Here is a 24,179-nt window from a genome sequence, read left to right on the forward strand (position 1 = left end):
TTCATACAATTATGCTGCTTTTTTTGTTTTAATTTAGCGACTTTTTTATTAGTAAAACGTCTTAAATCCATTCTAGCTATTTTTGCTTTTTTATTAAGATTAGGTGATTCGATAATCATACAAATAAAACAAAAAATACTACTACCAAAAAATATAGGTTTCATAAAAGAGATATATTCAGCTGTTAATCGAAGTAGTTAATAGAGACTGCCCCAAGCTAAAATATAAAGAATATTAAAAAAATAATAACAGAAAGGATCATAAATAATGTCAATTTAGCTTGATGGATTAAATAAGCTATTCGCCCTTTACTGCAATTAGGACATATACTAATAATCCTTTCGTCAGGTTTAGCTAAAGCATAAAGTTAATAATGATCTTCTTGCCACTGCGCTATAACAGCAACTTCTTCACCCGCTTGAAAAGGGCAATCACCAATCACTTATCCAACTTCGATAAATAACACTATCAATTTGAACATTAACTAAACTAAACTAACCTCAATTAAAAAACGATTAACTTCTTTTGCTAAGAAGTGTTTTCTTAATTCCTAAAAATTATACTCAGGAAATAAAGCATCAATATAAGTATTAATTATCCTATTTTTAAGTTCGCTTTTAGGTACGAATTAAAATAATTATACTCTTCTTCTAAATTTATAAGCTCAATTATTCCTTTAATACAGACAAATTCAGTCTCCCAACTCGATAAAACAGGATAAGTTGGTTTATGGCGCCAAGAACGACTGACGATCTTATTTTGAATTTTGTAGAACTGTTTAATACTCATAACAACATATTTATCTATACAACTTCTGCTATTATAAATTGTTTTTAACTTAAGTCGGCTTGCTTAATTTATAAACAATAAAAGATAAAAATTTAGGCAAACAAATTTATTTTTTGTGGATAACTCTGTGACAAACAACGATCATAAGCTGTTATGATCGCATTAATAACCTTAATTGAAGTCAATTTTGTGGATAAATAAGATAGTTATAAACAAGTTTAATTAAAAAAAGATCCGATCAATTAACAGAATTAACTGATCAATAAGATCATATAAAATAAAAATAAAAACCATTTATCAACAAAAAGGATCCAAACTAATAATAGTAAAAATAAAAAGATCATATAAAAGATCTTATTTAATTTAGATCGCGATCAAAATAGATCATTTGACGTAATAAAAAAGATGAGTAAAATTCGTAACGCTAAATAAAACCAAATCACCTGATCAAAAATAGTGATCATCTATCAGTAATATAAAAAACGAGGCTTTATATGTTTTATCCAGATCTTTTTGATGTCATCATTGTTGGTGGAGGTCATGCCGGAACTGAAGCTGCAATGGCATCAGCAAGAATGGGCCGAAAAACATTACTTTTAACGCATAATATCAATACATTAGGACAGATGTCTTGTAATCCAGCTATTGGGGGTATTGGTAAAGGTCACTTAGTAAAAGAGATTGATGCTATGGGCGGATTAATGGCACAAGCTATAGATCTTGCAGGGATCCAGTTTCGGATCTTAAATAGCAGTAAAGGACCAGCGGTAAGAGCAACACGTGCTCAAGCGGATCGATCTTTATATCGTAAAGTAATAAGAACTACATTGGAAAACCAAGAAAATCTGATGCTATTTCAACAATCTGTTGAAGATGTGATCATCGAAAACGATCAGATCACCGGTGTTGTTACACAAATGGGTGTTTCTTTTAAAGCAAAAGCAGTAGTCCTTACAACTGGTACCTTTTTAGATGGTAAGATCCATATAGGTTTAGATAACTATAGTGGTGGTAGAACTGGCGATCCCGCTTCGATTGGTTTATCTAAATCTTTGCATCAATACCCATTTAGAATGGGACGATTAAAAACAGGAACACCACCACGTATTGATGCCAGAACAATAGACTTTTCAAAATTAGGCACTCAATATGGTGATGATCCAGTGCCTGTGTTTTCATTTTTAGGTGATGCTAAACAGCATCCTAGACAGATCCCTTGTTATATAACGAGTACTAACGAAACAACCCATGAGATCATTCGTAATAGTTTAGATCGTAGTCCTATGTACACAGGTGTAATTGAAGGTGTTGGCCCTCGATATTGTCCGTCAATTGAAGATAAAATAATGCGTTTTGCTGATCGTAATTCTCATCAGATATATTTAGAACCAGAAGGGTTAGATAGTAATGAGATTTATCCTAATGGGATCTCGACCAGCTTACCTTTTGACACACAATTAGCTTTTGTTCGTAGTATGAAAGGGCTAGAAAATGCGAATATCATAAGACCAGGTTATGCGATCGAGTATGATTATTTTGATCCGCGTGATCTTAAACCAACTTTAGAAAGTAAAGTGATCAAAGGTTTATTTTTAGCTGGTCAAATAAATGGCACTACAGGCTATGAAGAAGCAGCTGCTCAAGGTATGTTAGCAGGTTTAAATGCAGCAAGATTTGTATATGATCAAGATCAATGGTTCCCTACTCGTGATCAAGCTTATTTAGGGGTATTAGTTGATGATCTTTGTACTTTAGGCACCAACGAACCTTACCGTATGTTTACTTCGCGTGCTGAATATCGCTTAATGTTACGTGAAGATAATGCCGATATTCGTTTGACTGAAATCGGCCGACAATTAGGCATGGTTGATGATTATCGTTGGCAACGATTTAATGAAAAATTTGAAGCTATTGAACAAGAAAGAGCCCGTCTTCGAGATATTTGGGTTCATCCTCATATTGAAACTATCGACGAAGTGAATGCTGTTTTAAGTGCTAATCTTACCAAAGAAGCCAATGGTGAAGAGTTGCTTAAACGCCCTGAAATGAGCTATAAAATACTACAATCATTATCGCTTTTTGCGCCAGGTTTAACTGATACTCAAGCCGCTGAACAAGTTGAGATACAAGTAAAATATGATGGTTATATAAAATTACAGATTGAAGAAATTGAAAGACAAAAACGAAATGAAGAAACTCTTATTCCTGAGCACATTGATTATGCTGAAATATCAGGGTTATCTAACGAAGTCGTTGCTAAATTAAAACAGCATAAACCTGTTTCAATTGGTCAAGCTTCACGTATTTCTGGCATTACACCAGCGGCAATTTCAATGTTATTGGTTTATTTAAAAAAGAAAAACTATGTTAAAAAAGAAACTCATTAATCTTATTGATCAAACGGATCTTTCGATCACTTCTCAACAAATTGATCTATTGATCCATTATGTTGAAATGCTTAATAAATGGAATAAAGCTTACAATTTAACAGCAGTGCGCGATCCTGGTGAAATGTTAATTAAACATATTATGGATAGTTTAGTTGTTTCGCCTTATTTAGTTGGCAATACTTTTATTGATGTGGGAACAGGCCCTGGATTACCAGGGATCCCTTTAGCAATAATAAATCCTGATAAACAATTTGATCTGGTGGATAGTTTAGGTAAAAGAATTCGTTTTTTAAAACAAGTTCAATTTGAATTAAAATTAACTAATATTCAACCTATTCAAAGTCGTATAGAAGAATATAATGAGAAAAAATTTGATGGAGTTATTAGCCGAGCATTTGCTTCTTTGCAAGATATGCTAACTTGGTGTAAACATCTTCCTAACCAGAAAGGATCATTTTACGCATTAAAAGGTAGCGATCTTGATGTGATCCCTGAAGGGTTTACTCTTAAACAAAATATTAAACTGACTATTCCAGAGTTAAATGCTGAACGACGATTAATGATCATTCAGTAAAGGTAAAATTGATCTAAAAATTATTAGATCAATTTTTACGACGTTTTAAATAATCTTTAATACCATCAACTATTGCTTTAGATACTTGATTTTGGAAAGATGCTGTCTTTAGTTTTTGTTCTTCATTGATATTACTAATAAAGGCTGTTTCAACTAAAACTGATGGGATATCTGGTGCTTTTAATACCGCAAAACCCGCTTTTTCAATTGATGGTTTATGCAAATTATTTACTTTTTTCATTCGATTTAAAATAGCTGAACCTAATAATACCCCATTAGACAAAGTAGTTTTTTGTACTAAATCTAAAATCGTATTATCTAAGTATTTATCACCACTCCTACTCACTCCACCTATTTGGTCGGCATCATTTTGGGTTTGTGCTAAATAACTGGCAGCTGAACTACTAGCACCACGGGTTGATAAAGCAAAGACAGATGAGCCTTTAACAGAGCGATTAGTAAAAGCATCAGCATGAATTGAAATAAATAGATCGGCATGCAAAGAGCGTGCCTTCGCTACACGAACATTTAAAGGTATAAACACATCTTCCTTACGGGTCATATAGACTTTCACATTAGGTTCTTTTTTGAGCAAATTGTAAGTACGACGTGCAATTTGTAATACAATATCTTTTTCCCTTGTTTTCTTATAACCAATAGCCCCAGGATCTTCACCACCATGTCCCGGATCAAGCATAACAATAATAGGTGAATTTTTCTTCTTATTAGATGATGCTTTTATTTGAGATTGTTTTTTATTGAGATCCCCTTTTTGATACTCTTCTAAGAGTGCTAACAGTGGATCATCATCAGTTATAATCGGTTTCGAAGGATAAAGATCAACAACTAAGCGATGTTTAAATTCAGCAATAGGTGGTAATGTAAATGTATTTGGATCTATACCTTGTTTTAATTCAATCATCAAACGAACAGTTTTGGGATCTAACTGCAATACCCGAATAGATTTAATAAAAGGATCTCGGCTTAGTACTTTTGTTGAAATCGTTTTTAAAGTGGAATTTAAATTAAGATTATCAATATCAATAACAATACGATCAGGGTTGTACAAATTTGCGTGTTTATAGTTAAGTTTAGCGTTTGATTCTAATGTTATTCGTGTATAAGTTGATGATGGCCAAACACGCACAGCAATAATCTGAGCCATTGCCGCAGCAAAGCCAACTCGTGTGACAGACAATAAACAAGTCGCAATAATGCCTTTAATCAAAAAGCGTTTTGTTGGACTGAATGTTTTTGACATACCTAAACACTTATATTGTTAGTAATATTAATGGGCTGAGAATAATAACATAAAATAAATATAATGATTATCATAATCAGTTGTTTATTAGGAAAATAATTTATTTTTAAGCTAAATCAAAAATATTATTGATAATGAAAATAATTATCATTATTATCTATTGTTCTGTTCTTATAAGTTCTATTTAGATATTAATGAAAATCTACCAAAAAATTTGGATATTGCTCAAACCCTTCTGGTTTTCTCGTCACTGTATTTTTTCAGCTCTTTTATTTATTTCAATTTTAGCGATGATCTATTTATTGGTAGAAATACAGGTTTGGCTGAATAATTGGAATAGTGATTTTTTTAATGCATTAGAAAAAATTGATGCGAATAAACTAAAAAATTTAGTCTTGTGGTTTATTGGCGTACTTGCCATATTGATTATTGTACAAGTGAATAAATCTTGGTTAATAAAATTATTAAATATACGTTGGCGTAAATGGTTAACCGAATATTATCTTAATCTGTGGTTAAAAGATAATCAATATTATTACTACTTACTTGAGCATAAAGATCAACAGATTGATAATCCTGATCAGCGAATAGCCGAAGATATTCGAATGTTTATTGATAGATTCTTGGCTTTAACGTTAGGATTTATTCAATCTTTCTCAATGTTGGTGACATTCATTATTGTATTATGGAATGTATCAGGTACTTTGGAATTTGAACTATTCAATCAACAATGGAAAGTGAAAGGTTCATTGGTTTATTGTGTTTTTATTTTTGTTCTAATTAATAGTTTTATTGCTCATTTTATTGGAAAAAAAATCAGGCATCTAAATAGAGAAAAACAGAAAAGCGAAGCTAATTTTAGAACTGCATTAATTAATCAACAGACTAATGCTGAAACTCTTGTTCTTGATGAAGAAAACCACAATAAACAAAAAAATGAACTTAACCAGCTTTTTTATTCTATTAAAGAAAACTGGCATAGATTGATGAATTGCCAACGAAACTTAGAATATTGGCAAGTTTTACATCAACGTATTAGTGCAGTTATTCCATTATTTTTACTCATTCCTATCTTTATTGCAGGAAAAATCAATATAGGTGGATTAATGAAAGCGAGGCAGGCTTTCATGTTAGTTTCAAATAATTTAAGCTGGTTTATTTTTAAATATGACGACTTAGCTGAATTTGCTGCTATTGTTGATAGGCTTTATCAATTTCATGTTGCTATTGCAAAAAAACATCACAATCCTACTCAAATTGGTGAGCAAATAATTATAAAAAATGGTGAAATTTTATTACCTAATAAATTTAATTTATTAAATAATATTAATTTGTCATTAAAAAATGGCTGTTGGTTATATATTCAAGGCCGATCTGGAATTGGTAAAACAACATTATTAAAAACAATAATGGGTGTTTGGCCTTATGCTAAAGGACTATTTATAAAACCAGAAAAAATATATATGGTAACGCAAAATAGCTATATTCCAACTGGAACGTTAGCTGATGTATTAAGGTTTCCTAGTCAAGGTAACATTAATGATAATATCCTTATCTCCACTTTAATTAAAGTCAATTTAGCTCATCTTATACCTGATCTTAATCATCATCATCAATGGCAAAAAATATTATCCAGCGGTGAAAAACAACGAATTGGTATCGCTAGAGTTTTATTAAAAAAACCTGAGTGGTTGTTATTGGATGAAGCAACAAGCCATCTAGATGAAGAATCAGCATTAACCTTATTAACATTATTAAAACAAAGTTATCCTCAAATGGGCGTACTGTTTGTATCACATCAAAAACAAATAGCGCAACAATTAGCTGATAGCTCATATCACTTGGAAGCAGACCAATGAAAACAATAAAAATATTAATTAAAGGAAATAAAGATGAAAAGAACGCTATTATTCATATTAATAACGTCTGTACTTGGTACTGCAAACGCCAGTGATAATAAAGATATTCAATGCCAACAAGATGATAAGAATTGTGAATTACAGAAAAATAAAGCAAATGAAGTAATGGTTGTACATGCGCCAACGCCAGTACCAGTAAGTGGCAATACTTATTATGATTATATTGATATAGATAGGCTACCTACTCGTAACGGAAATATAAGTGATTTACTGAAATCAAATCCAACAGTTCGTTTTAATGAATCAATGCGCAATAGTTTAAATCAAGGGTCTATCGATCCTGAAAATTTATCATTTCATGGCGCATCACCTTATCAAAATTTATTCTTAATTGAAGGTATTAGTGCAACAAATAATATCGATCCAGCTAACACAAATATGGTAGATAATGGCGTTAATATACCAAGTAATTCTCAAGGTTATTTTATTGATGTAGCCTTATTAGATAGTGTTCGAGTATTTGATAGTAATGTTCCTGTCGAATTTGGTCAATTTAATGGTGGTGTTGTCGATGCTAAACTACGAAAATTTAGTGGGGATGATAAATTAAAAATCAGCTTTAGAACATCACGTGATAATTGGACTAAAGAACATATTAATAGTCGTGATAGAGAGAGTTATGAAGCAGGTGGTAATGGTTCAACTAAAGTATATAGCCCAAACTTTACAAAATATTTTTATACCATTAGTGGCGATAAACAATTAACCGATACATTAGGTTTTACTGTTGGCTTTTCGCACCGGGAAAGTAATATGAATCGATATTCTCAGGGCAATCAAAATATAAAAATTCGTCATGAAAATACCGATCAAATTAATACATTTCTGACTAAATTAACATGGCTTGCTACTGATACGGCAACATATAATTTAGTTATCAAATATAATCAATCTAATCATGAAATCCAAACACCTGAATTTATAAATTCGGGACGAGATATGGGAAGTAAATCGTATGGTTTGGCGTGGGAGTATGAACAGCTATTTAAGGTAGGTAAATTAAATTTAAACATTGGTTGGGATCATATGAGTAATTATACTAAAGCCAATGCAACAACTCTTATGACACAAATGCCTTGTCTTTATTATCCTGAAAGTAACAGTTGTACTATTGGTGGGCAAGGACATATATCACAATATATTGAAAATATTACCTCTAAAGCCAGATGGGATTTTAATCCATTTTATACGGGTTTAATCGAACATAATCTTTATTTAGGTGGTGAGTTTATATCTACTGATGCAGAAACAAAAAGGCACAATGAATCAGAAACTTACATATATAGAAAGAAAAAAAATAGTAATGTTTATCAAGTTATGAATCACTATAAGTATCAAAAAGGTAAGGGTTCATTAAATATAAAACAACAATCATTTTATTTGTCTGATACCATTAAGTTAGAGCGTTTTTCATTCACTCCTGGTATTCGTTATGATCATGAGTCTTTTTTAGATAATGATCATCTATCACCTCGATTAAGAACGGAAATAGATGTATTTAATAATAATCAAACAATGTTAACAGCTGGTTACAATCGCTATTATGGCACCAGCTTTTTAGGTATGGGATTACGCGATATACGTTCTAATTTACGTTACAATGCGGTAACCGGTGAAAAAAAAATAAATATTACTCAGTATAAAGATTTAAAAACACCTTACACAGATGAGTGGGCTATAGGTTTACAACAAAAAATCGTCGGTTTTGTTGTTGGCGCTAATTATGTAAATAGGCATGATAGAGATCAAATTTCTCGAGTTTCTATCCCTAATGGTTATGCTTATCGTAATGATGCTAAAGGTAAAACAGATTCTTATAATTTTAGTGTTAAACCTATTGAACCTTTTAAAATCCAAAAATTAGAAGTTATGCCGCAGCTAGTTTTAAGTTATATGGATAAAAAGAATAACTCTCGTCTGGAAACTGGTTATGATGATGATTATACGTCTCGTTATGATGAAGTTGTCTATAATGGTAAATTAATAAAACATGAAGACTTACCTGCTGTTGATTACAACACGCCTTGGATAGCTTCATTTAATCTTGATTTTAATGTACCTGATTATAATATTTTATGGGCCAACACATTTACTTATCAAAGTGGTCAAGACGCCAGAATTATTGCTCGAAAAACAGATAGTTGTTATAACTCAAATTATAAAGATATAGCAAGACATTACTGTGATGTTTCTCTGGGTTCTGCGGTTATTTGGGATGCCAAAGTGAAATGGAAACCTCATTTTATTCCTAAAGCTCCTTTTACCATCAGTGTTGATGTATTAAACGTTTTAGATCGAGTACATGCAGTTCCATATAATAGTTCATCAGCAATCCTTGCTAGTAGTTCAGCAATTACTAACTATGGTGCTGGCCGACAAATTTGGTTACAGCTGGATTATGAATTTTAATTACTAACTATTATTTCTTATTTGTAATATTAGGTAACTAATAAATATAAGTAATTAATTTAAAGGGAATAAAATATAATGATAAAAAAAATCAGCCAATTGATCTGTTTAATTATTTTTATAAGTTTTCAAACTTGTTTGGCTTCATTACCGGCCAATTTAATCTCTGATGATGAAAAGGTAGTAAGGGGTTCGTTAAAAAATGGTATGGACTATATTATTTACCCTCACAGTAGCCCTAAAGGACAAGTTAATTTTTGGTTACAAATTCATTCAGGTTCATTACAAGAGGAAGAAGATCAACGAGGTATAGCTCATTTTGTTGAACATATGATGTTTAATGGGACGCGTGATTATCCTAATAATAGTGTTATTGAAGAATTTGAAAAATTAGGCTTAAAGTTTGGCCGAGATGTTAATGCCTACACTAACTTTAGTGAAACGGTTTATCAATTTAATATGCCAAGTGATAATCAACAAAATATTTCTAAAGTAATGAATATTTTTTATAACTGGGCATCGCAAGCAACATTTGATCCAAAGGAAGTCGATGATGAGCGAGGTGTAATTGTCGAAGAATGGCGAGCTAATCAAGGTTTAAAATGGCGAAATAGTATGCAAAGATATCCTTTTACTTTAACTGATTCCCGCCATTTGATTCGTGAACCGATAGGTTTAATGAACACTATTAATCATGTTTCGCCACAACGGATTAAAGATTATTATGAAAAATGGTATCAACCTCAAAATATGACTTTTATTGTAGTTGGTGATATTGATGTCAAATATGTAAAAACGATCATTGAGGATACTTTTTCTTCTTTAACGAATAAAAATATTGCTAATAACGACAGTTATAAAACACTAAATTACAAAATACCAGCCATTAATAAGGTGCGTTATAATGTTATTAGTGATGATGAAAATACAGTAAACAGCTTTGCAATCATATATCGTTATCCGCGAATTTTTGCTAAAAATGAACAAACATTTATTCAACAAACCACTTATAGTTTGTTAACCCAACTGTTTAATCAGCGTTTTCATGACTTAATTCAAGAAGGTAAATTGACGGATGCTCAATCGGGAGTATCAATGATTTCCCAGCTAGGAGATGATTATCAAGCTTCTTACTTTAGAATTGTGTCTAAAAAAGACGATCTTGAAGGGGCAATTAATAGCCTAATGTTAGAACTTGAACGTATTGATCGTTTTGGTTTTACTCAACCTGAACTTGAACTCTTAAAAAAAACGCAACTATCTTATCTTAAAAATGCTGCCGAAAATCCAGAAAGTCGTGATGCAAAAATGTTAATTTCACGAATTAATAATGCTTCTTTATATAATTTACCAATTATTTCGCCAAAAGATAAATATCGATTAACATTAAAAGCGTATGAAGAACTTGATTTAACTAAAATAAATCAAGCTTGGTTAACATTGCGTCATGGCGAAGATAAAATTTATGAACAAATTGTTACAAAACAGATGGAAGCAAAAGCATTAACACCAGAGCAATTAGTACAATTAAGTGACCAAGTGAGACAAACTGAGTTAAAAGCTTATCAACAAAATTTGCAAGAAAAACCATTAATGAATACATTTCCAGCTACTGGAAAAGTGACTCTTCGTGAAAATTTAAAAGATAATGCGACAATGCTTACACTGAATAATGGTGCTAAAGTAATTGTATATCCAACAACATTTGATGATAGTAATATTAGTGTTATGGCTATTGGCCAACGAGGAGCGTTAAGTTTTTCGGATAACGACTATAATGCGGTGCAGTTTGCTAATAAAGTGGTTAATAATAGTGGATTGGGTGATCTTTCAGCCTCAGAATTAAAAAGTTGGATGGCGCAAAATCTAGCCAACATTAATACTATATTACAAGATCATCAAACGATTATCTCTTTAACGGGAAATAATAAAAATGTCGAGCCTATTTTCCAATTAATATATCAGCGGTTTAATGCTACTAAAGTTAATCAAGAGATATGGAAAGTCATTAAACAGTCCCAAGAAAATGAGATTAAAGCTTTAGAAATTCAACCTCGGTCGCAATACGATCAAGCAGTCTATCAATTAAGATACCAAGATCCTCGAGCATTACCTATTAGCCAACAACAACTTGATGCTATCGATAACAATCAGTTTCTTAAACTTGATCAACAGTTATTTGGTGATCCTAGTCAGTTTACTTTTATTATTGTTGGTAATATTAACCTTGATGAAATATCAAATTTGTCTGAAAAATATTTAGCCAGTTTAATTAACAAAGATTTTAGTTTGCCACCGTCTCGAGAATTAAATCGGCTAAATTCGCAACACAATATTATTATTGAAGGGGAAAAAGAGCCCTATACACGGGTGATAAATTTTCGCTACAAGCCGCTTTCAACATCCTATGATGAAAATATAAAACAACAACTTGCAGCTTTTAATTTTGTGCTAAGCCGCGATCTAAGAGTTGAAATTAGAGAAAAACAGTCTGGCGTATATAGTATAGGCTCTATTACTTCTATTAACCCTTACGTTAATGAGTTTGTCTATCGATTTAGTTTTAGTTGTGATCCTAATAGATATAATGAACTAATTGAATTAACTAAGAATATTATTGATAAACGCATAGAAAAAGGTATTACTAAAGAAGAATTAGCTGAGTATAAAAAAATTCAATTAAGAACAGCTAAATTACAAAAAAGCAGTAATGCTCAAATAGCAAAATTATTAGTAAATAGCTTGTCAATTTATCAGAATATGTCTTTATTTGATAATATCGAAAGTTACATTGAAGATTTAACAGTTGAAAGTATTAATCAAACAGTTAAACACTTTTTTAATGATGGTTTGATTGAATCAACAGCAATATTAAAGCCGAATGGTATTTCACAACAATCTGAAAAATAATTATTTTTTTAAAATTAGTCATTTTTCATTTTTCAATCAACGATCAAGGCAATATAAATTATGGTTTTATATTGCCTTTTACTATTTTTATTATAGACCCTACAATCACAAAGGATTACAATATGGCTCGCTAAAATCGCGGATTTAAACCCGTTTTCATTTTAACAATTAAATATAGCTGAGTTATTGATGAGCAAAAAATTACATATCAAAACTTGGGGCTGCCAAATGAACGAATATGATTCAACTAAAATGGCAGATCTCCTTGAATCCACCCATGGTTTAACCTTAACAGAAAATGCCGAAGAAGCAGATATTTTATTATTAAATACCTGTTCTATTCGAGAAAAAGCCCAAGAAAAAGTTTTTCACCAACTAGGCCGTTGGAAAAATTTAAAACAACATAATCCTAATATTATTATTGGTGTTGGTGGTTGTGTAGCGTCACAAGAAGGTGCCCATATTCGTAAACGAGCGCCTTTTGTTGATATTATTTTTGGACCACAAACTTTTCACCGTTTGCCAGATATGATTGAACAGATCCGCAGTGGTAATGGTCAGCATGTTGTTGATGTTAGTTTTCCTGAAATTGAAAAATTTGACCGTCTACCTGAACCACGTAGTGAAGGCCCAACGGCATTTGTATCCATAATGGAAGGATGTAACAAATACTGTACTTATTGTGTGGTACCTTACACTCGTGGTGAAGAGGTAAGTAGACCTTGTGATGATGTAATTTATGAAATTGCTCAGTTAGCAGAACAAGGTGTTCGTGAAGTGAATTTATTAGGGCAAAACGTAAATGCCTATCGCGGACCAACCTTTGATGGTGATATCTGTTCTTTTGCTGAATTATTACGTTTAGTTGCTGCTATTGATGGTATTGATCGTATTCGTTTTACCACTAGCCATCCAATTGAATTTACAGATGACATTATCGATGTTTATCGTGATACCCCTGAACTGGTTAATTTTTTACATTTACCTGTACAAAGTGGTTCTGATCGCGTATTGAATTTGATGAAACGAACGCATACTGCAATTGAATATAAATCAATTATTCGTAAATTACGTAAAGTTCGTCCTGATATTCAAATAAGTTCTGATTTTATTGTTGGTTTCCCTGGTGAAACTCAAGAAGATTTTGAACAAACCATGAAATTAATCGCTGATGTAAATTTTGACTTAAGTTATAGCTTTGTCTATTCAGCTCGTCCAGGTACGCCTGCTGCGGAAATGGAAGATAATGTTTCTGAAGAAGAGAAAAAACAACGGCTCTATATTCTTCAAGAGCGCATCAATCAACAAGCTATGCAATTTAGTCGTCGCATGTTAAATACCGTACAACGTATTTTAGTTGAAGGTCCATCTAAAAAAGATCTTATGGAATTAACCGGCCGAACTGAAAACAATCGAATTGTTAATTTTGCTGGTCATCCAAATATGATTGGTAAATTTGTTGATGTTGAAATTACCGATGTTTATCCTAACTCATTGCGTGGTAAAGTAGTGAGAACAGAAGATCAGATGGATCTACGGGTTAGTGAATCACCAATATCAGTTATTTCTCGTACTCGTAAAGAAAATAATTTAGGCGTTGGTATTTATCAACCATAATTATACAAATAGTGGTGTAATTTAATTAATAATAAAGATGATAATTTATAAATAAGGAATATTAAGTGTTTATTATATTTGGCACAAAAGGACGTGAAGTTAATGAACATACAGGACAATTTAATTGCCCTAACTGTTGTGCACAACAAAATATTGCTGGTGATCAAAAACAACATCAGTATGCGCAAATAAAGGTAGCCAAATATTTTACGCTATTTTTTATTCCTATTTTTAGTTTTCAAACTTTAGGTCGATATATTAAATGCCAACACTGTAATTCTGATTTTAATGAAAATGTTTTAACTTATATTCCACCTACATTTGAACAGCAAGTATCATCTTATGTCGAGCAAGAGTTAAAAAGTGGTACACCTATCACGATGGTTATCAATAAGTTGAAAAGCCAAGGGCTAGATAATAATCAAGCAACTAGTGCTGTGAATAATGTAGTTGGTGACAATATAGTGATTTGTCATCATTGCCATATGGATTTTTTAAAAGGTGTTGAAAAATGTTCTTTATGTGAAGAGCGTATTGGCCATTAACCTGAATAATTAGAGGACTTATCTTTGAATATTACGACCCATGAAACCGTGCTAGAGCCAGCAGATAATCAGCGACTTAATAGTCTTTGTGGTCCTTATGATGACAATATTAAACAACTTGAACGTCGTTTAGGGATTGAAATAAATCACCGCGGTAATTTATTTTCCATCACTGGTGATACCATTTGCGTAAAAGCTGCATCTGAAATATTACAATCGCTTTATAAGCAAACTAAACAAAAAGATAATATTATTGATATTGAGCCAGAGCAGATACATTTAGCCATTAAAGAATCTGGTGCATTAGAAAAAGCCAAAGAGCATCTTCCTGCGTATGTTGATCTGCATGGTAGTAAGCAAGTCATGATAAAAACCAAACGTGGAGTAATAAAACCACGTACACCTAATCAGGCTCAATATATCGCCCATGTATTAGATTATGATATTTCTTTTGGTATTGGTCCGGCTGGTACCGGAAAAACCTATTTAGCGGTAGCCGCAGCGGTTGATGCTTTAGAAAAACAGCAAATTAGACGTATCGTTTTAACTCGTCCTGCGGTTGAAGCTGGCGAAAAACTTGGTTTTTTACCTGGTGATTTGAGTCAAAAAGTCGATCCTTATTTACGTCCACTTTATGATGCCTTGTTTGAAATGCTTGGTTTTGAAAAAGTTGAAAAACTGATAGAAAAAAGTGTTATTGAAGTTGCCCCATTAGCCTATATGCGTGGGCGTACGCTTAATGATGCCTTTATTATTCTTGATGAAAGCCAAAACACCACAATTGAGCAAATGAAGATGTTTTTAACGCGTATTGGTTTTAATTCTAAAGCGGTCATTACTGGGGATATTACGCAAATTGATTTGCCGCGTCATCAAAAATCAGGATTACGCCATGCTATCGAAGTATTAAGCGAAGTTGATGATATAAGTTTTAATTTTTTCAAGAGTGAAGATGTCGTTCGCCATCCTGTGGTAGCTAGAATAGTTAATGCTTATGAAAAATGGGAACAACAAGAACATAAACAACAGCAGTCATAAACAGAATTTAGAGGAGTTATATTATCTCTATTTTAGGTAAAACAAAAAAGGGTAATATTCGCGATCACTCAGCAGAAACAAACTTATTTTTGCGTAGAGCGTTGTTTGCATTTGTAGTAATTATTCTATTAATTTTTGTGTTATTAGCCAACTTAGCTGATCTACAAATTTCAAACTTTAGTTATTACAGTACCAAATCAAACAACAATCGTATTGAAATTATCCCTATTCCTCCTAGTCGCGGTATGATTTATGATCGTAATGGTACGCCATTGGCGATAAATAATATTACCTATCAACTTAATATTGTTCCTGATAAAACCAAAAACCTTAATGAGCAGTTTGAACAGTTAAAAACAATTGTTGATTTAACTGATGAAGATATTGAGACCTTCCAAAAGGAACGCCGCAATTATCGAGCTCATCGACCCGTACCACTAAAAGAAAATCTAACAGAAAAACAAATCGCCAGATTTATTGTTGATCAGCATCGCTTTCCGTTTGTGTCGATTGTTAAAATTCAACATCGATATTATCCATATGGGGCTTCACTTACCCATATTCTTGGCTATATATCTAAAATAAATACTCAAGATAAACAACGTTTAGAAGAAGAAAATAAAGCTAGAGATTATGTTGCCACTTTTAATATTGGTAAAATGGGGATTGAACGCTATTACGAAGATGTCTTACATGGTACAGCTGGTAATGAAAAGGTTGAAGTAAACAGCCGAGGTCGTATTGTTCGCTTACTTGAACAACATCCGCCACAAGCAGGTGAAGATATTTATTTATCCATTAACCTTAAATTACAACTCTATATCGAATCACTGCTTGCTGGTCGTAAAGCATCAGTTGTTGCTATTGATCCCAATAATGGTGAAGTATTAGCAATGGTGTCTAGTCCTAGTTATGACTCAAATGATTTTGTTGATGGTATTTCCAGTAAAAAATATAGTGAGTTACTTAATGATCCAAATAAACCACTATTTAATAGATCTTTACTTGGTGCTTATCCTCCGGCTTCAACAGTAAAACCATTTATTTCTATAGCCGCTTTAAGTGAAGGTGTCGTTTCACCGAAAAGTGTAGTTAATGATCCCGGCTGGTGGCAATTACCCGGTACTGAAAGACGTTATCGAGATTGGCTAAAGTGGGGGCATGGCCAAGTTGATGTATTACGAGCAATTGAAGAATCGGTTGATACCTATTTTTATCAAGTTGCTTATGATATGGGTATTGATCGTCTAAATTTATGGATGACTAAGTTTGGTTATGGTAAACGAACTGGTATAGATATTACGGCTAATGAAGAAGCTCGTGCGGTTATGCCAAGTCGGGAATGGAAATTAAAGCGCTATAAAAAAGCTTGGTTACAAGGTGACACCATTCCGGTTGGTATTGGTCAAGGCTATTGGACTGCCACACCTATGCAAATGGCTAAAGCATTAACTACATTAATTAATAATGGTAAAACATTTACGCCGCACTTTTTACTCTATAAAAAAAGTGACATTATTAATACTAATCAGAGCCAACCAACCATTGATCCCGAAAAATATGTTGAACCTAATAGTTTAGTTGATGTTAATCCAACCTATTGGGCATTAGCTAAAGAAGGTATGCATCGAGTTATGTTTGGTGCTCGAGGTACCGCACGTAAAATTTATGTTGGTGCTAAATATCAAGCAGCAGGTAAGTCGGGTACCGCTCAAGTTTATGGTTTAAGAGAAAACGAAACTTATGATGCCCATAAAATACCTGAACATTTGCGTGATCATGCCTTATTTATTGCTTTTGCACCTTATGATAAACCGAAAATAGCGTTAGCTATAGTCCTTGAAAATGGCGGTGGTGGTAGTTTCAACGGTGGTACATTAGCCCGTAAAATACTGGATTATTATCTTGAGGGTGATAACTCAACTAAATTAGATTATACATCATCATCATCGATGACAGGACATGAAGATTAATTATGAATAATATTAAGAAATCTTTTTGGCAGAAAATACATATCGATCCACTTTTTTGCTTATTTATAACCTTACTACTTGGTTATAGCCTTTATATTTTATGGAGTGCTAGTGGCCAAAATTTAGATATGATGCAAAAACGAGTTATCCAAATAATTCTTGGTTTTTTTGTGATGATTGTTTTTGCCCAAATTTCACCGCGAAGCTATGAACAGTGGGCACCTTATCTCTATATTGCCTGTATTATTATATTACTATTAGTTGATATTTTCGGTTATACCAGTAAAGGCGCTCAACGTTGGTTAGATTTAGGCGTCATTCGTTTTCAACCGTCAGAAATTGCTAAGATTGCTGTACCATTAATGGTAGCTAAGTTTATTCATCGTGACGGTTGCCCACCACCGCTTAAAACAACTTTGCAAACTTTAGCTATTATTGGCGTACCAACTTTATTGGTGGCGATGCAACCCGATTTAGGAACGGCTATTTTAATTATTATGTCGGGTATTTTTATTATCTTTTTGGCTGGGATTAACTGGCGATTTATTCTTGTTGCTTTGATATTGATAGCCATATTTTTACCGATTATGTGGTTTTATTTAATGCATGATTATCAACGTGAACGAGTATTAACATTATTTAATCCTGAGCGTGATCCTAATGGTGCTGGCTATCATATCTTGCAATCGAAAACCGCGATAGGATCGGGGGGAATATGGGGTAAAGGTTGGCTTGAAGGTACGCAATCTCAGCTAGAATTTTTACCGGAAAGACATACAGATTTTATCTTTTCAGTTATCGCTGAAGAGTTTGGCTTTATTGGCTCTATTGTTTTGTTAGTTTTGTTTTTATGCTTAATTATACGTGGATTAATTATTGCTGCGCAGGCACAAACGACGTTTGGACGAATACTGTCTGGTGGTTTGATTTTGGTATTTTTTGTCTATGTATTTATCAATATCGGTATGGTCAGTGGAATCTTACCAGTAGTTGGTGTACCATTACCTCTAATAAGTTATGGAGGCTCTTCTCTGGTCGTTTTAATGGCAAGTTTTGGCATTATGATGTCTATTCACACTCATCGATACATGTTATCTAAAAACATTTAACGGAATTTTTATAAATGAAAAAGAAATTAAAATTATCTTTTGGCTTGTTGGCGCTTGCAATATGTTCTTCTGCTTCAGCAGAACTGGCATTTCCTATTCCAGCTATCCCCCAATTAGATGCAGAAGCTTATATTTTAATCGATGCTAAATCTGGCGAAGTTTTAGCGCAATATAATGCTGAACAACAACGCGATCCAGCAAGTTTAACTAAAATGATGACAAGTTATGTTGTTGGTCAAGCATTAGAATCAGGCCGTATTAAAAATGATGATATGGTGTTAGTGAGTAAAGATGCATGGGCAACCGGTAACCCGATTTTAAAAGGCTCATCATTAATGTTTTTAGAAGTCGGTAAAACGGTTTCGGTTGCTGATTTGAATAAAGGTATCATCATTCAATCGGGTAATGACGCATGTATTGCTATGGCTGAACATGTTGCTGGTAGCCAAGGTGCTTTCGTTAATTTAATGAATGAATATGCAAAAAAAATAGGTTTGCAACATACCCATTTTGAAACGGTACATGGTCTTGATGCGCCAGGTCAGTATACAACAGCTAAAGATATGGCACTATTAGGTCAAGCTTTGATTCGTGACTTACCAACTGAATATGCTATCTATAAAGAAAAAGAGTTCACCTATAACCTGTCTAAACCACAACTGAATCGTAATGGTTTACTTTGGGATACAACTTTAAACGTAGATGGTATTAAAACCGGCCATACGAATGCTGCTGGTTATAACCTTGTTGCATCAGCAGTTGATGGTAATACCCGTTTAATTTCAGCCGTGCTTGGTGGACGAACCTTTAAAGGTCGTGAAGAAGAGAGTAAAAAATTACTCACTTGGGGATTCCGATTCTTTGAAACCGCTAATCCAGTTAAACCTAATGCCCCATTAGTGACAGACTCGGTTTGGTATGGTGATCAAAACAAAGTAAAATTAGGATCTATCAATGGTACTTATATCACTGTACCAAAAGGCCGTTCAGCTGATGTTAAAGTGCAATACACCATTGATGATTATATTTATGCACCAATTACCAAAGGTACTGCGGTTGGTAAAATTCAATTTTTATTAGATGATAAAGTGATCAATGAACAACCTTTAGTTACCCTTGAAAATATTGAAGAAGCAGGCTTCTTTGGAAATATCTGGGATTGGATAAGCTTACAATTCCATAAATTATTTAATTAATTTATATTTAGCTAAAACTGTTGTGTAACGCAAAGTTACACAGCGGTTTTTTTATTATCTCGTATAAGCAACCATTAGTTATATGCATGGTTAATAACCTTTAATGTTAAGGCTAAAAAACCCCGTTCCTCAAAATTTTTTGTTAAAAAATAACTCTGAATTTTATTAAGCTTAATTGGCTTAATTATTGGTGGCTGCAAGATAGATTAAAATTTGCGAAGTGGTTGAAAATATCTGTTCTAAAATAAATTCAACAAATGAAGGCAAGGTGGAAAATAAATAACTTAACATCATTAAGCCACATAATAAGGTAAGCGGATAGCCAACTACAAAAATTGATAACTGAGGGGTAATTCTATTTAATAGCCCTAATGACAAATTAATAATCAGCAATAACGTCATTAATGGTAATGCCAACATAACGCCATTACTAAATAATAGGCCGGTTGTTTCGATTAAGGCTAAGTGACCGTTAGCCTTTAAAGGTGAAACGCTAATAGGAATAATATCAAAACTGTTAGCTAACCCATACAGTAACCATAGATGGCCATCTAAGCTGAGAAATATCAACAAGGCAATAATGTTAATTAAACGTGACAGTACAGAAGTGGATGGTCCACCAATAGGATCATAAAAGGTCGCCATGCCTAACCCCATTTGCATGCCAATTAATTCACCAGCAAATCTTACCGTTAAAAAAGTAAGTTGTATGGTAAAACCGATTATGATGCCAATCATGATTTGCTGGGCAATAACCCAGATACCGAGTAATGAATAAAGGCTAAGGTTGTCGTCTAACTTTGGTAACGGTAATAAAATGACGATCAGCATTGCTAAACCGATTTTTAACCGATTTGGCACCTCTTTTTCACCAACAATAGGTGCGACCATAATTAGCGCTAAAATACGGGTAAAAGGCAGAAAACTTGATCGAACCCAAGCAAAAAAATCAATATTAAACAGATCGTAAATCGCGGTATCCATTAAGGTTAACTAGTTAAGTTAGGAATATCAGTAATAACCAGTCGGATATAATCGATCATAGTTGTCAGCATTGAAGGGCCTAAAATGATTAATACTAAAACCACCGCCAAAATCTTAGGAATAAAAGATAAGGTCATTTCATTAATTTGGGTTGCCGCTTGTAACAAACTGATAATTAGCCCAGTGACTAAGGCTGCGAGTAATAAAGGGCCTGCAAGTGATGCGGCAACTTTGATTGCTTGAATGGCAAAATGGCTAATATATTCAGAAGGCATATAATCCCTTTACTGTTGGTGTTAACTGAAAAAGCTTTGTGCTAATGAACCTAACAATAAATGCCAGCCATCAGCTAATACAAACAACATAATTTTAAAAGGTAGTGATACTGTTGCTGGTGGTACCATCATCATCCCTAATGCCATTAATGTACTGGCAACAACTAAATCAATGACTAAAAAAGGAATAAACAGAGTAAAGCCAATTTGAAAAGCGGTTTTAAGTTCACTAACCACAAAAGCGGGGACTAAAACTCGTAGTGGAATATCTTCACGGGTTTGAATATCACCAGTATGGGACATATTAACAAATAGTGTTAAATCACTTTCACGAGTTTGACTCAACATAAATTCACGCAGTGGTTTGCTTGCCTCTGTCAAACTTTGTTGCATAGTGATTTGTTGTTGTGAATAGGGAACATAAGCATCTTGATATATTTTATCCAACGTCGGTGACATAATAAAAAATGTCATAAATAGGGCAATACCCAAAATTAATTGATTAGGCGGTGCTGATTGGGTACCAAGTGCACTACGTAATAGCCCTAACACAATAATGATACGAGTAAAACTCGTCATTGATAGCAATATAATTGGGATGAAAGTTAGTAGGGTTAAAAAAACTAAAGTTTCAACTGGTAATGACCAAGTTTGCCCTTCTGGTAGTGAGGTTTGGGTAACAATTGTTAACGGTGATAATTCGGCATAACTATATTGGCTAGCCAGCAATAAGCTAAATAAAATAACAAGTTTTAACCGCACAATTAATCACACCTTTTTACTGTTTAACACAGATCTTAATATCTGATTGAATAGATTATTTTTTGACTTTTGTTCAACGTCGGCTGGCTCAGCGAATAACATTTCAGTACGTTGTTCATTGACGGTATGGAGTAAAGTCATTTGTTGGGCTGTTACCCCGACCACCAGTAATTGATGATCAACATAAACCAGCATAATACGATCTTTGGCATTTATATTGTAAATTGCTTTAACATCAATAAATTGCTTAGTAGATTTTTTCCAGCCTATTCGTTTTATTAGCCATGTTAAGACTAATATAATGGCGATGACACTAAAAAAGGTTATCCCTAGTTGGCTATATAAGCTTGATTCAGTAGGGATAGGCGAAAAATTTTGTATACCGGAGTTTATGGTTGATTCGCTCATGGTTATCTCATTAAGGTTATTAACGACTTAATCTACGTACCCTTTCTGATGGGGTAATAATATCGGTAATTCGCACACCATAATTGTCACCCACCACCACTATCTCGCCTTGTGCAATTAAGTAACCGTTAATTAAAATATCTAATGGCTCACCAGCTAAACCATCTAAGGCGATAACTGAGCCTTGAGTTAAATTTAATAGATCTTTAATGGCCATTTTGGTTCGGCCTAGTTCAACACTTAAATTAACCGGAATATCTAAAATAAGATTAATATCTTGTTCTTTTACATCTGACGGTTGAGGCGAAAGGGTTTCAAAAATAGCTTCTGTTGTTACCGATTCTTCATCAGTTAAATTAGTTGTTTGGCTATCATCACTATTATTTGGCATATCACTCATTGAACACTCCTTCATTCAATTGTTCTAATACAGGGTTGCTTATTTGCTCTACTTGAATTGCATATTGTTTATTTACACTACCATATTGACCTTTTAAAACCGGTACGCCACCAATAGTGACATCTAAGCTGGTTGGTTTTTCTATATCTAAAATATCGTTTACCTTTAATGCTAATAATTTGGCAACAGTAGTTTGAATATTTGTAAAATTAGCGACTAACTCAACCGTTGATTGTTTAATACCACTAGTGAGGGAACTCATCCAGACATTATCATCTTGATGGGTTTGACTTTCGATCGGTGGTTTAATTAATAGCTCTTTGATAGGTTCAACCATTGTATATGGAATGCATATGCAGAAAGTTGCTTTAAAGCTACCAATTTCAATTAAAAAGGTGGAAGTTAACACAACATCATCGGGAGAGCTGGTGATATTAGTAAATTTACTCTCAACTTCAGAACGAATATATTCAGTTTCAATACTGTATACGTCAATCCATGAATTTTGGTATGTAGTTAAAGCAAGATCTAATACTCGTCTAATAATCTCTTGTTCGGTATGAGTAAATTCACGTCCTTCAGTTTCCATATTGGTGGTATGTCCATCACCGCCAAAAAGCGTATCAACAACAATAAATACCAGTTCTGGTGAAAAAGAAAATAAGCAGCTTCCTCGTAAAGGATTAAGATGAACTAAATTTAAATGGTAAGTTGCCGAAATATGCGAAAATTCTTTAAATGTTTTTGGCTCAATTGGCGAGGTAATAACATCCGTGTTACGACGTAATAAATTAAATAAACCAATTCGAAATTGACGAGCAAAACGTTCATTAATTATTTCTAATGCTGTTAGTCGTTCAGGAATAAAGCTATGTTTAACTGATATATCATAAGGTTTTACTTCAGTCCGTTTGCTTTGCTGTGATTGATAATTTTGCACAATATTTTTTTCAATACTGGCAGCATTATCCGGTGAATGTTTAGCTAAAGATTCACTTTTATCGCTAGTAGATTGAAGCTTATCCGACATGATAATTACCTTATAATGAAATCAGTGAATAACACTTCATCGATTTTTACTGAATGTTTGGCATCGTATTGGCGTGATAATGCTGTTTTTATTTGCTCTTGTAATTCGAGTTTGCCAGATTCTTTTTTCAAATTATTGACATACTGTTTTGAGGTTAACAGCAATACATCACTTCTTACTTCAGGCAAATATTCTAATAGTACCGTTTTTTGATCTTCATCTTCGACGCGTAATACCATACCAACATATAGAATTTTATTGATATCTAAATTATCTTCAGAAGGTGGTAATGTAATGGTAAATGGTTTTAAGGTTAAAAAAACCGGTGATGAAACTTGAGGTTCTTGATGAGTATGCGTCGTATTTTTAGCTTGATTTTCGAACCATAAATAAGCTGCTGAACCTGTTGCGAGTAAGGTAATTAGAATAAGTATTTTGTTTAAAATTCTTACTTTTTTATTGGTGGTTTGCATATTTATTATTGTCTCAATGAAAATTAACGAAAGATTTTTAGCTATTTAAATAACCAAAAATTACCCAAATAATAAATCATGCTGTAAGAATTAATCGGAAGAATAGGCAATAAAAAT

At 33.1% G+C, this 24,179-nt stretch carries 19 protein-coding genes; 11 read left to right on the forward strand and 8 right to left on the reverse strand.

From position 1 onward, the window contains the following. Positions 1–1,283: 1,283 nt before the first annotated feature. Positions 1,284–3,176 (forward strand): tRNA uridine-5-carboxymethylaminomethyl(34) synthesis enzyme MnmG, encoded by a 1,893-nt coding sequence (gene mnmG / locus B6D18_RS06805; RefSeq protein WP_086363757.1) that lies wholly within the window; start codon positions 1,284–1,286, stop codon positions 3,174–3,176. Then, the gene (gene rsmG, locus B6D18_RS06810) at positions 3,154–3,753 is read left to right on the forward strand and encodes a 16S rRNA (guanine(527)-N(7))-methyltransferase RsmG (protein WP_086363758.1); all 600 of its coding nucleotides are present in this window, start codon (positions 3,154–3,156) and stop codon (positions 3,751–3,753) included. The genes mnmG and rsmG overlap by 23 nt, the downstream gene beginning before the upstream one ends. Before the next feature lie 28 nt (positions 3,754–3,781). Here rsmG and B6D18_RS06815 read toward each other — a convergent pair whose 3' ends face one another. Next, the gene (locus B6D18_RS06815; protein ID WP_086363759.1) at positions 3,782–5,014 is read right to left on the reverse strand and encodes an N-acetylmuramoyl-L-alanine amidase; all 1,233 of its coding nucleotides are present in this window, start codon (positions 5,012–5,014) and stop codon (positions 3,782–3,784) included. A gap of 194 nt (positions 5,015–5,208) precedes the next feature. Here B6D18_RS06815 and B6D18_RS06820 point away from each other — a divergent pair, with 194 nt between their 5' ends. The 9 genes from B6D18_RS06820 to B6D18_RS06860 all read left to right on the forward strand — a co-directional run bounded on the left by B6D18_RS06820 (position 5,209) and on the right by B6D18_RS06860 (position 19,730). Beyond that, positions 5,209–6,873, forward strand: coding sequence for an ABC transporter ATP-binding protein/permease (locus tag B6D18_RS06820; protein ID WP_086363760.1), 1,665 nt, complete (start codon positions 5,209–5,211; stop codon positions 6,871–6,873). 33 nt (positions 6,874–6,906) lie between these two features. After that, entirely contained in the window at positions 6,907–9,342 is a 2,436-nt protein-coding gene (locus tag B6D18_RS06825; RefSeq protein WP_086363761.1) for a TonB-dependent siderophore receptor, read from the forward strand. A 78-nt stretch (positions 9,343–9,420) separates the two neighbouring features. Continuing rightward, positions 9,421–12,252 carry a pitrilysin family protein gene (locus tag B6D18_RS06830; RefSeq protein ID WP_086363762.1) on the forward strand — a complete coding sequence of 944 codons (2,832 nt, stop codon included), beginning with the start codon at positions 9,421–9,423 and terminating at the stop codon, positions 12,250–12,252. Between the two features lie 189 nt (positions 12,253–12,441). After that, entirely contained in the window at positions 12,442–13,869 is a 1,428-nt protein-coding gene (gene miaB, locus B6D18_RS06835) for a tRNA (N6-isopentenyl adenosine(37)-C2)-methylthiotransferase MiaB (protein WP_086363763.1), read from the forward strand. 65 nt (positions 13,870–13,934) lie between these two features. Next, positions 13,935–14,414, forward strand: a complete 480-nt coding sequence (locus tag B6D18_RS06840) for a zinc-ribbon domain-containing protein (protein ID WP_086363764.1) — start codon at positions 13,935–13,937, stop codon at positions 14,412–14,414. 24 nt (positions 14,415–14,438) lie between these two features. Then, complete coding sequence (locus B6D18_RS06845) at positions 14,439–15,452, forward strand: PhoH family protein (RefSeq protein WP_086363765.1); 1,014 nt, start codon at positions 14,439–14,441, stop codon at positions 15,450–15,452. 29 nt (positions 15,453–15,481) lie between these two features. Continuing rightward, positions 15,482–17,425 carry a penicillin-binding protein 2 gene (mrdA, locus tag B6D18_RS06850; protein ID WP_086363766.1) on the forward strand — a complete coding sequence of 648 codons (1,944 nt, stop codon included), beginning with the start codon at positions 15,482–15,484 and terminating at the stop codon, positions 17,423–17,425. A gap of 2 nt (positions 17,426–17,427) precedes the next feature. After that, positions 17,428–18,534 (forward strand): peptidoglycan glycosyltransferase MrdB, encoded by a 1,107-nt coding sequence (mrdB, locus tag B6D18_RS06855; RefSeq protein WP_086363767.1) that lies wholly within the window; start codon positions 17,428–17,430, stop codon positions 18,532–18,534. Between the two features lie 14 nt (positions 18,535–18,548). After that, entirely contained in the window at positions 18,549–19,730 is a 1,182-nt protein-coding gene (locus tag B6D18_RS06860; protein WP_086363768.1) for a serine hydrolase, read from the forward strand. 180 nt (positions 19,731–19,910) lie between these two features. On the opposite strand, the gene fliR is transcribed toward B6D18_RS06860, so the two are convergent. The 7 genes from fliR to B6D18_RS06895 are packed head-to-tail and all read right to left on the reverse strand — an operon-like array spanning position 19,911 to position 24,062. After that, positions 19,911–20,714 (reverse strand): flagellar biosynthetic protein FliR, encoded by an 804-nt coding sequence (gene fliR, locus B6D18_RS06865; protein WP_086363769.1) that lies wholly within the window; start codon positions 20,712–20,714, stop codon positions 19,911–19,913. A gap of 5 nt (positions 20,715–20,719) precedes the next feature. Next, a complete protein-coding gene (fliQ, locus tag B6D18_RS06870) occupies positions 20,720–20,989 on the reverse strand; it encodes a flagellar biosynthesis protein FliQ (protein ID WP_034900933.1) in 270 nt (89 codons plus the stop codon). 21 nt (positions 20,990–21,010) lie between these two features. Continuing rightward, on the reverse strand, positions 21,011–21,751 hold the full coding sequence (gene fliP / locus B6D18_RS06875; protein WP_086363770.1) for a flagellar type III secretion system pore protein FliP: 741 nt from the start codon (positions 21,749–21,751) through the stop codon (positions 21,011–21,013). A gap of 6 nt (positions 21,752–21,757) precedes the next feature. Further along, a complete protein-coding gene (locus B6D18_RS06880; protein ID WP_086363771.1) occupies positions 21,758–22,159 on the reverse strand; it encodes a flagellar biosynthetic protein FliO in 402 nt (133 codons plus the stop codon). Between the two features lie 19 nt (positions 22,160–22,178). Next, the gene (fliN, locus tag B6D18_RS06885; RefSeq protein ID WP_371328881.1) at positions 22,179–22,559 is read right to left on the reverse strand and encodes a flagellar motor switch protein FliN; all 381 of its coding nucleotides are present in this window, start codon (positions 22,557–22,559) and stop codon (positions 22,179–22,181) included. After that, entirely contained in the window at positions 22,552–23,589 is a 1,038-nt protein-coding gene (fliM, locus tag B6D18_RS06890) for a flagellar motor switch protein FliM (RefSeq protein WP_086363773.1), read from the reverse strand. Before fliM ends, fliN begins: the two co-directional genes overlap by 8 nt. A 5-nt stretch (positions 23,590–23,594) precedes the next feature. Further along, the gene (locus tag B6D18_RS06895; RefSeq protein ID WP_158092537.1) at positions 23,595–24,062 is read right to left on the reverse strand and encodes a flagellar basal body-associated FliL family protein; all 468 of its coding nucleotides are present in this window, start codon (positions 24,060–24,062) and stop codon (positions 23,595–23,597) included. Positions 24,063–24,179 lie beyond the last annotated feature (117 nt).

It is taken from the genome of Gilliamella sp. A7, assembly GCF_002142015.1.
Lineage (GTDB): Bacteria > Pseudomonadota > Gammaproteobacteria > Enterobacterales > Orbaceae > Gilliamella > Gilliamella apis_A.